Consider the following 11,025-nt stretch of genomic DNA (forward strand, 5'->3'; position numbering starts at 1 on the left):
GGGGGGGGGGGGGGGGGGGGGGGGGGGGGGGGGGGGGGGGGGGGGGGGGGGGGGGGGGGGGGGGCGGGGCCGCCCCCCCCCCCCCCCCCCGCGCCGAACGCCGGCCGAGGCGGTGCCGCCCCGGCGAGCGCGCGGGCGGAGCTGCCCGGCACCCGCACGCCCCGCGGACCCGGCACCCCACCCGGCCCCGGTGACGGCACCGGACCAGACCGGACCCCGGTGGGGCGGACCCCGCGGCGGTTGGCACCATGGACGGTCGTGCCCGACCCCGACGAAGCCCTCCGCCCCTCCGACGAGCGCCGCCCCACCGCGGCGCAGTGGCTCTCCGCCGCCCGGCCGCGCACGCTGCCGGCGGCGCTGACCCCGGTGCTGGTGGGCACGGGCGCGGCGGCCGCGCTGGGCGGGGCGCGGGCGGTGCCGGCGGTGCTGGCGCTGGTGGTGGCCCTGGCGCTGCAGGTGGGCGTGAACTACGCCAACGACTACTCCGACGGCGTGCGCGGCACCGACGCCGAGCGCGTCGGGCCGTTCCGGCTGGTGGGCTCCGGCGCGGCCGAGCCGCGCACGGTGCGCGACGCGGCGTTCGCCTGCTTCGCGGTGGCGGGCCTGGCGGGGCTGGCGGTGGTGGCGCTGACGCAGCACTGGTGGCTGCTGCTGGTGGGCGCGGCGTCGGTGGCGGCGGCCTGGTACTACACGGGCGGCAAGCGCCCGTACGGCTACGCCGGGTTCGGCGAGGTGTTCGTCTTCGTCTTCTTCGGCCTCGTGGCCGTGCTGGGCACCACGTACGTGCAGGCCGGCCGCGTCAGCGGCGCCGCGCTGGCCGGCGCGGTGTGCGTGGGCTCGCTGGCCTGCGCGATCCTCGTGGCCAACAACCTGCGCGACGTGCCCACCGACGCCGGCGCGGGCAAGCGCACCCTGGCGGTGCGCCTGGGCGAGGCCCGCACCCGGGTGCTGTTCGCGGTCCTGGTGGCCGTGGGGGTGCTGGCCGCGCTGGGGACGGCGCCGTGGCACCCGTGGGCGCTGCTGGTGCTGCTCGCGCTGCCGCTGGCGGTGCGCCCGCTGCGCACGGTGCTCGGCGGCGCCACCGGCCGGGCGCTCGTGCCGGTGCTCAGCGGCACCGGGCTGCTGGAGCTGGCCACGGGGGCCCTGCTGGCCCTCGGCCTCGCGCTGTGAGCGCGCGTCTGCCAGGGTGCGGGGCGTGGGAGCCGTGGACGTGCAGGCCGACGGGGAGCACCGCTACGCGGCGACGCTGACCACCGCGGGCGGTGTCAGCTCCGAGCACGTGGTCACCTGCGACGAGCGGGTGCTCGCCGTGGCCGGTGCCACCCCCGCGGAGGAGCCGGTGCTGGTGCGCCGGGTGCTGGAGGTGCTGGTGCGCGCGGCCGACGAGGCCGAGGCCGCCGGGCGCCCGTCCGCTCTGCCGGCCGTGCTGGACCTCGACGCGCTGGACCGCGAGCGCCCCGACCTGCTGCCCGGCCTGCCGCTGCACTGACGCGCGGCAGCGCCCGGCGCCGCCGGGCCCCGCCGGCGCCAGGGGCGCGCGGGGCTCAGCGCTCGCCGTCCTCCGCGGCGTTGTCCGCCTCGACGTCGCGCGCGAAGCGCGAGCGCGGTCGGGTGCCGGCCTGGCGCGCCTGCACGCGCCCGTCGACGTGCTGCTGCAGGCGCGCGGCCATCTCCTCGCGCTGGCGGCGCAGCAGCACCAGCGAGAGCAGCACGGAGACGACGGCGGCGATGAGCAGGGCCAGCCAGCCGCGCGCGCCCAGGCCGGCGGCCACGGCCAGGCTGAGCACGAACACGCCCAGCCGCATCACGGTGTACTTCAGCGTCGCGCCCACGTCACACCCCCGCGTAGGAGTGCAGGCCGGGGAAGAAGATGTTCACCACGAGGTAGTTGAACAGGATGCACCCGAAGGCGAGCACGGACAGCCAGGCGGCGCGGCGGCCGTCCCAGCCGCGGGTGGCGCGCGCGTGCAGGTAGGCGGCGTAGACGACCCACACCACGAACGTCCACACCTCCTTGGAGTCCCAGTTCCAGTAGCGGTTCCAGGCCACCTGCGCCCAGATCGCGCCGGCGATGAGGGTGAACGTCCACATGACGAACGCCACGGCGTTGAGGCGGAAGGCGGTGCCCTCCAGCTCCGCGGAGCCGGGCAGGGCGTCCATGAACGCCCCGCCGGGGCGCCCGCCGGCGGCGCGGGCGCGGTCGCGCTTCTCCTGCACCAGCTGCAGCACCGTGGCCGAGAAGCCCAGGGTGGACAGCGCCGTGGCGAGGATCGCGACGAGCACGTGGACGACCAGCCAGTAGCTGTCCAGGGCCGGCACCAGCTCGGCGGCCTCGACGTAGAAGCTGCGCAGCGCGATGCCCAGGGTGGCCAGGACGGGCCCGGCGACGAAGGTGCCGAGGTAGCGGGCGTCGCGCCCGCCGCCCAGGCCGGTGCGGCGCGCCTGCACCAGCGCCACGAGGTAGCCGGCGGAGACCACCAGGGAGCCGGTGAGGGCGAACTCGAACATGTTGCCCCACGGCACCCGGTGCACCGACAGGCCGCGGGCCACGACGGAGCCCAGGTGCAGCAGCGCGGCCGCCGCGAACAGCGAGGTGCCCAGGGCCGCGGCGCGGCGACGGCGCCGCGGCGGGGCGGGCGGGGCGGCCACGGCGGTGCCGCCGGACGCACCGGCACCGGCCGCGGCGGCGGCACCGGCCTCGCGGCGGCGGCCGTCGCGGGCCTTGATCTCCTTGCCGCCCTCGGCCAGGTCGGCCGCGTAGGCGATGAAGGAGACCAGGTAGGCCGTCATCGCCGAGTACAGCAGCAGGTTGGCGACCTGCGCGACGCTCTGGTCGACGGTCATCGTCCCTCCTCCGCGCGGGCCGCGGCCCGCACCTCGTCCGCGCCGCGGCCGTCGCGGTCCGCGCGCTCGTCGTGCTCGTGGTGCTCGTGGTGCTGCTCGTGCTGGTGCTGCTCGTGCTCGTGCTGCTCGCGACCATCGTCGCCCACCGCGGCGCCCGCGGGCGACGCCCCGGGCGCGCCCAGCGCCGCGCGCAGGCGCTGCAGGACCCCGTCGACCTCCGCGGCCAGCCCGGCGTCGGTGCCGCGCGAGAGGCCGGCGACCTCCACGGCGCTGCCGCCGGCGGCCGGGCGCACCCGCACCCACACCCGCCGGCGCGGCAGGAACAGGGAGAGCACCAGGCCCGTGGTGGCCAGCAGGGCGAAGACCAGCGCCCCGCTCTGCCCGGGGGTGCGGCGCACGTCGAAGGAGGCGTAGCGCTGCACGTCCTCGAAGGTCACCGAGCCCAGCCCGTCGGGCAGCTCGACGCTCTCCCCCGGGCGCAGCTGCAGCGCGAAGGGGCGCCCGGTGGGGTCGAGCACCTGCGTCAGGCCCGCGGTGTCGAGCTCGTACACGTTCTGCGCCAGCCCGGAGTCCAGGCCCAGGTCGCCGGTGAAGGCCTGCATGACCAGCACCGGGTTGGCCAGGTCGGGGAAGCCGGAGACGGGGGCGCCGGCGGCGTCCAGCGTGGCCGAGGGCAGGAAGACGCCCTGCAGGCCGATCTGCACCGGCCGCCCCGCGGCGTCCACGGCGTCGGGCACCTTCACCACGCCGGTGGAGTCGTAGTTGCCGGTCTGCGGCAGGAACGGGGTGGGCCCGTCCTGCACGACGCGCCCGCGCCCGTCGCGCACCACCACGACGGGCGCGTAGCCGTTGCCCGCCAGGGAGATCTGCGTGCCGTCGACGAGGGCGGGGTGGTTCACGCGGATCGTCTCGCTGCGCGGGCGCTCGCCGGGGGCGTCGGTGAGGGTGACCTCCGCGGCGAAGCGGCGCGGCTGGCCGAGCTGGGATGCCTGCTGCGCCTCGAAGGCGACGTCCATGGCGTCCAGGCGCAGCGAGAACGGCGGCACGTCGGAGACGTCGGCGCCCGCGCCGCCGGAGAAGGTGTCGAACGTGGTGCCCACGGCGGTGCCGCCCTCGACGACCAGGCGCTGGCCGGAGTAGGAGAACAGCGAGCTGGTCGCCACGGACAGCAGCAGGCCCACCAGCGACAGGTGGAAGAGCAGGTTGCCGCTCTCGCGGTGGTGCCCGCGCTCGGCGGCCACCGACCCCCCGGCGGCGGCACCGGCGGCCCCGGGGCGCACCTGCACCCGGAAGCGCCGCCCGCGCAGCACCGCGCGCGCCGCCTCCAGCGCGCGCTCCGGCTCGGCGGGCAGGTGCTCGGCGCGGTGCTCGGGCAGCCGGTCCAGGCGGGACGGGGTGCGCGGGGGCCGCGCGCGCAGCGCCCGGGCGTGCACCAGCGTGCGCGGCACGATGCAGCCGACCAGGGAGACGAACAGCAGCAGGTAGACCGCCGAGAACCACACCGAGGCGTACACGTCGAAGACCTGCAGCCGGTCCAGCCACGGCCCGGTGGTGGGGTGCTCGTCGATCCAGCGCGCCACGCCGGCGGGGTCGGCCGAGCGCTGCGGGAACGTCGAGCCGGGCACGGCGGCGACGGCCAGCAGCATGAGCAGGAACAGCGCGGTGCGCATGCTCGTCAGCTGCCGCCAGGCGTAGCGGGCCAGCTCGCGCCCGCCCAGCGGGGCGGCCCGCCCGGCGGGGCGGGCGGGCGCGGCGCCGGAGCCGCCGGGATCGCCGGGATCGCCGGGGGCGCCGTCGCGCTGCGCGTCGCGGTACTCGTCGCGCAGGTCGTCCAGGTGGCTCTCGCCGGTGCGGGCCATGGCGTCAGATCACCGTCTCGAAGTCGCCGATGGGGCCGCGCAGCAGCCCCATGATCGCGTTGAAGCCGTCCGTGACGAGCAGCACGCCCACCACGACGAGCAGCACGCCGCCGAAGGCGTTGACGGCGCGGGTGTGCCGGCGCAGCACGCCGAGCGCGCGCAGGCCGCGCTCGTAGCCGGCCGCGACGAGCACGAACGGCAGGCCCAGGCCCAGGCAGTAGGCCACGGCCAGGCCGGTGGCGCGCCCGGCGGTGCCGCTCTGGAAGCCCAGGGCGGAGATCGCCGCGAAGATCGGGCCGATGCACGGCGTCCAGCCGAGGCTGAAGACGACGCCGAGCAGCGGCGCGCCCAGCAGCCCGGCGCGCGGGCGCCAGCGCAGCCGCAGCTCGCGCTGCGCCCACAGCGGCGCGGCCACCACCAGCACGCCCAGCGCCACGACGAGCACCCCGAGCGCGCGCTGCAGCAGCGGGCGGTGGCGCACCAGGGCGTCGCCGAGGCTGCCGACGGTGAAGTTCACCACGACGAAGACGACCGAGAAGCCCAGGACGAAGAGCACCGAGCCGGCCAGCATCCGGCCGCGGCGCTGCCGGGAGGGGTCCTCGCCGCCCAGGCCGGTGACGTAGCCGAGGAAGCCGGGCACCAGCGGCAGCACGCACGGGGACAGGAAGGAGACCAGCCCGGCCAGCACCGCCAGCGGCACCGCCAGCAGCAGCGGACCGGCCGAGACCGCCTGCTGCAGCTCGCCGGTCACGCCGGCGCCTCCTCCGCGGGGGCGGTCGGCGCGGCGGGGTCCTCCCCGGCGGGCGCCTGCCCGGTGGGCGCCTGCCCGGCGGGGGCGCCGGGGTCGGGGGCGGCACCGGCGTCGTCGAGCAGGCCGGCGAAGGTGGAGGCGCGCGCCGGGCCGGAGACGCGGGCGGCCACGCGGCCCTCGGCGTCGAGGACGACCGTGGTGGGCGTGGCCTGCGGGGCCACGCCGCGCAGCGCGAGCATCGCCTCGCCCGAGCGCGCGTCGAGCACGCTGGGGTAGGTCACGCCGAAGCGCTCGTTGAAGGAGCGGGCGATCGCGGCGGTGTCGTAGGTGTTGACGCCGACGAAGCTCACGCCCCGGTCGGCGTACTCCTCCCACACCTGCTGCAGGTCGTCGGCCTCCTCCCGGCACGGCCCGCACGCGGCGAACCACGTGTTCAGCAGCACCACCCGCCCGCGCAGGTCCGCCAGGTCCAGCGCCTCGCCGTCGACGGTCTCGCCGGTGAAGGTGATCGGCTCGCCGCGCTCGGCGGGCGGGGTCTGCGCGAACGTGCCGTCGCCGGCGATCCAGTTCTGCCCCTGCGCGTCGGGCAGCCCGTCGCCGCCGCCGCAGCCGGCGAGCGCGGCGGCCAGCAGCGGCGCGGCGAGGGCGGCGGCGCGGCGCGCGCGCACGGCGGTCATCAGGCTCCCGGCACCGGGTCGGCGCCCACGAGCAGGTCCGCGCACGGCTCGGCGTAGGAGACCGAGACCAGGCGGCGCCCGGAGAACTCCAGCGAGGTGATCGAGGCCAGCGCGCACTGGCGCTTGCGCGGGTCGTGCCACAGCGGGCGGTGCTCGGCGCGCAGGCGCGTGACCCACACGGGCAGCTGGTGGCTGACGAGCACGGACTCGCGCCCGGGGAAGGCGTCGCGCGCGTCGCGCACGACGGCGGTCATGCGGGCGGCCTGCTCCTCGTACGGCTCGCCCCAGCTGGGGCGCAGCGGGTTCCACAGCCGCGGCCACACGCGCGGGTCGCGCACCGAGCCGGCCCCGGCGGTCACCCGCCGGCCCTCGAAGCTGTTGCCGGCCTCGACGATGCGCTCCTCGGTGCCCAGGGGCAGGCCGTGGGCCGCGGCGATCGGCGCGGCCGTCTCCTGCGCGCGCTGCAGGGGCGAGGCCGTCACCGAGGCGACGTCGCGGGTGGAGAAGTGCAGCCCGAGGCGGGCGGCCATCGCCCGCCCGCGCTCGGAGAGGCGGTAGCCGGGCAGGCGCCCGTACAGCACCCGCTCGGGGTTGTGGACCTCGCCGTGGCGCACCAGGTGCACCACGGTGCGCGGCTCGCCGCCGGGCGCGCGCCCGGCGCGCGGCTGCTCGCCGGGGTCGGTGCGCGGGCCCGGCTCGACGCCGGAGCCGGTGACGGGCGGAACGCTCACAGCGACCCCGCCCCCCGGGCGGCGGCGCGCGCGGCGTGCGGCAGGGCCTCCACGACGCGCCCGAGGGCCTCGTCGTCGTGCGCGGCGGAGAGGAACCACGCCTCGAACGCGCTCGGCGGCAGGTGCACGCCGCGCTCGAGCATGGCGTGGAAGAACGCGCGGAAGGCGCCGAGGTCCTGCTGCCGGGCGTCGTCGTAGTCGCGCACCGCTTCCAGCTCGGTGAAGAAGACGCTGAACATGCTGCCGGCGGTGCTGACCAGGTGCGGCACGCCCTCGGCGGACAGCGCCGCCGAGGCGGCCTCGCGCACGGTGCGCGCGGCGCGCTCGACGGCGGCGTAGACCTCCTCGGTGCACCCGCGCAGCGTGGCCAGGCCCGCGGCGGTGGCCACCGGGTTCCCCGACAGGGTGCCCGCCTGGTAGACGGGCCCGGCCGGGGCCAGGTGGGCCATGACGTCCGCGCGCCCGCCGAAGGCGGCGGCGGGGAAGCCGCCGCCCATGACCTTGCCGAAGGTCAGCAGGTCCGGGGCGTGCTCGAGGCCCAGGCCCTCGTGGCCGTACCAGCCGGCGCGGCTGACGCGGAAGCCGGTCATCACCTCGTCGGAGACCAGCAGCGCGCCGTGCTCGCGCGTGAGGCGGCGCAGCTCGGCGGTGAAGCCCGGCGCGGGCGGGACCACGCCCATGTTCCCCGCGGCGGCCTCGGTGATCACGCACGCGATGCGCTCGCCGTGCCGCGCGAAGACCTCCGCCAGCGCGGCGGGGTCGTTGTAGGGCACCACCAGGGTGTCGGCGGCGGCCGCGCCGGTCACGCCGGGGGTGTCCGGCAGCGCGAAGGTGGCCAGGCCCGAGCCGGCCGAGGCCAGCAGGGCGTCGACGTGCCCGTGGTAGTGCCCGGCAAACTTCACCACGACGGGACGGCCGGTGAAGCCGCGCGCCAGGCGGATCGCGCTCATGGTGGCCTCGGTGCCGGAGTTGACCAGGCGCACCTGCTGCACCGGCTCCACGCGCGCGACGATCTCCTCGGCGAGCACGACCTCCCGCTCGGTGGGGGTGCCGTAGCTGAAGCCCTGCTCGGCGGCGGCGTGCACGGCGGCGAGCACGTCCGGGTGGGCGTGGCCGAGGATCATCGGGCCCCACGAGCACAGCAGGTCCACCAGCTCGTCCCCGTCCGCGTCGCGCAGGTACGGCCCGCGCGCGGAGGCGGTGAAGCGGGGCGTGCCGCCCACGGCGCGGAAGGCGCGCACGGGCGAGTTGACCCCGCCGGGCACGACGACCGAGGCGCGCTCGAAGAGGGCCGCGGAGGTCGGTGCGGTGGCTGCGGACCCGGCGGGGGTCGCCGGGGTGGGCGTCGGGGCGGTCACGGTCTCCAGTGTCGCAAGCGCCCGGGGGTGCGCCCGCCGGAGGGGGGTCTACGACGCTGCGTCGTGATGAACCTCACGGGGTGCCAGCGCCCGCCGGCGCACCGGCGACGGCCCGCCCGCGCACCCCTGCCCGGACCCCGCGCCGGACCCCTGCTCGGAGCCCGCGCCGGACCCCTGGCCGGGCGCCTCGCGGCGCACCGCCGGCACCGGCCAGGCGGCGCCCAGGTCGCACTCGCCGGCCGCGCGCGGCGCGGCCAGCAGGAAGCCCTGCGCGTAGCGCGCCCCCAGCCGCGCGGCGCGCGCGAGCTGGTCGGGCGTCTCGACCCCCTCCACGACGACCTCGCAGCCCAGGTCGTGCGCCAGGTCCACGGCCGCGGTCGTGACGGTGTCGGCGCGCGCCGAGCGCCCCAGCGCGGCGGTGAAGCCGCGGTCCACCTTCAGCTCGTCGACGGGGAAGTCGCGCAGGTACGCCAGGGAGGAGTACCCGGTGCCGAAGTCGTCCAGCGCCAGGCGCACGCCCGCCGCGCGCAGCCGCAGCAGCGCCGGGCGCACGTCGGCGCCGTGCACCAGCGCCGTCTCGGTCAGCTCCAGCGTCAGCGCGCCCGCGGGCAGGCCGGCCTCCTCCAGCGCGCCCAGCACGGTGGGCACCACGTCGGGCTCGGCGAGCTGGTGGCCGGAGACGTTCACGGCCAGCCGCAGCCGGGAGGTGCCCGGCCCGGCGGCGCGCCAGGCGGCCACCTGCCGGCACGACTCGGTGAGCACGTAGCGGCCCAGCGCCACCACCAGGCCGCTGGCCTCGGCCACCGGCACGAAGCGCCCCGGCGGCTGCAGCCCCTCGGTGGGGTGCTCCCAGCGCACCAGCGCCTCCACGGCCGCGACCCGGCCGGTGCGCAGGTCCGCCACCGGCTGGTAGTGCACGCGCAGCTCGCCGTCGTCGACGGCCCGGCGCAGCCGCAGGCCCTCGGTGAGCAGGTCGCGCCCGGCCAGCCCGGCGCGCGCGTCGCGCCGGTGCAGCTCCAGCAGGTCCCCGGCGGCGCGCGCCAGGCGCTCGAGCAGCGCCACGTCCTGCGCGCCGAAGCTGCGCGGGCGCACGTCCACCGCGCACAGCGAGCCCAGCGGCAGCCCGTCGCGGCCGAAGAGCGGAACCCCGGCGTACGCGCGCACCCGCGGCAGGTGCTCGCCGAGGCCGTGCGCGCCGGAGACCAGCGGGTGGTCGGCGAAGCGCGCGTCGGCGGGGGCGTCGCCCACCACGACGGGCCGGGCGCCGGAGACGGTGTGGGTGCACAGCGACAGCTCGCGCGCCAGGACGGCGGCGGGCACGCCCACCCGGGCCAGGTAGTGCTGCTCGTCGGCGTCCATCAGCGCCAGGCCCGCCACCGGCACGCCGAGGGCGCCGGCCGCGGACTCCACCAGCGCCTGCAGCGCGGGGTCGTCGGCCGCACCGCCGCAGCGGTGGCTGGCGACCGAGAGCAGGCGGTCGCGCTCCTGGAGGTGGGGTGGCGCGGTGGGCACGGAGGTGTTCTCGGACCGTCCTGGTCTGTGCTCGAGCCCGCGGCGGGCCTTTCACCCGACCGGCGGGGCGCCGCACCGGCCGGGCCCCGCCGCCCGCGGCGGGGGCCCGGGACCGGGGCCCGCGCTCAGGCCGGGACGCTCTCCAGCGCCTCGGCCAGCAGCGCCGCCGAGCGCAGCCGCTCCTCGGTGTCGCGGGCCTGGTGGGCGATGATGAGCTCGTCGGCGTCGGCGCGGCGGCGGAACTCCTCGACCTGCTCGCGCACCTGCGCGGGCGTGCCCACCGCGGCGCAGGAGAGCATCTGCTGCACGTGCTGCCCGGCGGCCGACGACATCAGCAGGTCGACCTCCTCCTCGGTGAAGGTGCGCCCGCGGCCGACGAGGTTGACCGCGAAGGCGCGGCGCACGTGCTCGAACGCGGCGCGCGCGCTCGCCCCGGTGTCGGCGGCCACGACGTTCAGGCCGGCGATGACGTGCGGGGCGTCGAGGTCCTCGGAGGGCTGGAACTCGCGGCGGTACGTGGCCACGGCGGCCTCGAGGGCCTGCGGGGCGAAGTGCGAGGCGAACGCGTAGGGCAGGCCCAGCGCGGCGGCCAGCCGGGCGCCGAAGAGCGAGGAGCCGAGGATGAACAGCGGCACCGGCGAGCCGGCGGCGGGCACGGCGCTGACGCCGGGGACCAGCGAGCCGCCGGCGAGGTAGGCGCGCAGCTCCTGCACGTCCTGCGGGAACGACTCCGCGGCGGCGGGGTCGCGGCGCAGCGCGTACGTGGTGCGCTCGTCCGAGCCGGGCGCGCGGCCCAGGCCGAGGTCGATGCGCCCGGGGTGGATCGCGGCCAGGGTGCCGAACTGCTCGGCGATGCTCAGCGGGGAGTGGTTGGGCAGCATGACGCCGCCGGCGCCGAGGCGGATGGTGCTGGTGCGCGCGGCGACGTGCGCGATGAGCACGGCGGGCGCGGACGAGGCGATCGTCGGCATGTTGTGGTGCTCGGCGTACCAGACGCGGCGGTAGCCGTGGCGCTCGGCCTGCTGGGCCAGCGCGACGCTGCCCTCGATGCTCTCGCCCGCCGACTGCCCGGGGGCGATGTGGGCCAGGTCGAGGACGGACAGCGGCAGGGACATGGGACGACCTCTCACGGACGGCGCGGTGCACCGCCGGCGGGGAGCGGTGCTCGCTGCGGGCAACCGCCGGGGGGGGGGGGGGGGTGCCCGCGCCCCCCCCCCCGGGGGGCGGGGGGGCTCGGCGGCGGGGGGCGGGGGCCGCGGGGCTTCGCCCGGGCGTGGGGGCGCGGCGGGGCGC

The 11,025-nt window shown here is 78.2% G+C and carries 11 protein-coding genes; 2 read left to right on the forward strand and 9 right to left on the reverse strand.

The genetic code is table 11. The features are described from left to right. Positions 1–258 precede the first annotated feature (258 nt). Together ACRYMN_RS19795 and ACRYMN_RS19800 are read left to right on the forward strand one after the other, a co-directional pair. A complete protein-coding gene (locus ACRYMN_RS19795; protein ID WP_432498914.1) occupies positions 259–1,170 on the forward strand; it encodes a 1,4-dihydroxy-2-naphthoate polyprenyltransferase in 912 nt (303 codons plus the stop codon). A gap of 25 nt (positions 1,171–1,195) precedes the next feature. Beyond that, a complete protein-coding gene (locus ACRYMN_RS19800) occupies positions 1,196–1,489 on the forward strand; it encodes a hypothetical protein (protein WP_432498917.1) in 294 nt (97 codons plus the stop codon). A 55-nt stretch (positions 1,490–1,544) separates the two neighbouring features. Here the strand turns inward: ACRYMN_RS19800 and ACRYMN_RS19805 are convergent, their stop codons facing one another. The 9 genes from ACRYMN_RS19805 to ACRYMN_RS19845 form a co-directional block, all read right to left on the reverse strand. Next, positions 1,545–1,832 (reverse strand): DUF4229 domain-containing protein, encoded by a 288-nt coding sequence (locus ACRYMN_RS19805; RefSeq protein WP_432498920.1) that lies wholly within the window; start codon positions 1,830–1,832, stop codon positions 1,545–1,547. A 1-nt stretch (position 1,833) separates the two neighbouring features. After that, entirely contained in the window at positions 1,834–2,844 is a 1,011-nt protein-coding gene (gene ccsB, locus ACRYMN_RS19810; RefSeq protein WP_432498922.1) for a c-type cytochrome biogenesis protein CcsB, read from the reverse strand. Further along, positions 2,841–4,703 carry a cytochrome c biogenesis protein ResB gene (gene resB / locus ACRYMN_RS19815; protein WP_432498924.1) on the reverse strand — a complete coding sequence of 621 codons (1,863 nt, stop codon included), beginning with the start codon at positions 4,701–4,703 and terminating at the stop codon, positions 2,841–2,843. The genes ccsB and resB overlap by 4 nt, the downstream gene beginning before the upstream one ends. 4 nt (positions 4,704–4,707) lie before the next feature. Then, positions 4,708–5,454, reverse strand: a complete 747-nt coding sequence (locus ACRYMN_RS19820) for a cytochrome c biogenesis CcdA family protein (RefSeq protein ID WP_432498927.1) — start codon at positions 5,452–5,454, stop codon at positions 4,708–4,710. After that, a complete protein-coding gene (locus ACRYMN_RS19825; protein ID WP_432498930.1) occupies positions 5,451–6,131 on the reverse strand; it encodes a TlpA family protein disulfide reductase in 681 nt (226 codons plus the stop codon). Before ACRYMN_RS19825 ends, ACRYMN_RS19820 begins: the two co-directional genes overlap by 4 nt. Beyond that, positions 6,131–6,757: a histidine phosphatase family protein gene (locus tag ACRYMN_RS19830; RefSeq protein ID WP_432498938.1), complete on the reverse strand. Its 627-nt coding sequence runs from the start codon at positions 6,755–6,757 to the stop codon at positions 6,131–6,133. Before ACRYMN_RS19830 ends, ACRYMN_RS19825 begins: the two co-directional genes overlap by 1 nt. A 101-nt stretch (positions 6,758–6,858) precedes the next feature. Further along, positions 6,859–8,220, reverse strand: coding sequence for a glutamate-1-semialdehyde 2,1-aminomutase (gene hemL, locus ACRYMN_RS19835; protein ID WP_432498932.1), 1,362 nt, complete (start codon positions 8,218–8,220; stop codon positions 6,859–6,861). Between the two features lie 48 nt (positions 8,221–8,268). Further along, positions 8,269–9,732, reverse strand: a complete 1,464-nt coding sequence (locus ACRYMN_RS19840) for a sensor domain-containing phosphodiesterase (RefSeq protein WP_432498935.1) — start codon at positions 9,730–9,732, stop codon at positions 8,269–8,271. Positions 9,733–9,857: 125 nt separating this feature from the next. After that, the gene (locus ACRYMN_RS19845; RefSeq protein WP_432498940.1) at positions 9,858–10,847 is read right to left on the reverse strand and encodes an LLM class flavin-dependent oxidoreductase; all 990 of its coding nucleotides are present in this window, start codon (positions 10,845–10,847) and stop codon (positions 9,858–9,860) included. Positions 10,848–11,025 lie beyond the last annotated feature (178 nt).

Source organism: Kineococcus gypseus (genome assembly GCF_050871305.1).
Lineage (GTDB): Bacteria > Actinomycetota > Actinomycetes > Actinomycetales > Kineococcaceae > Kineococcus > Kineococcus gypseus.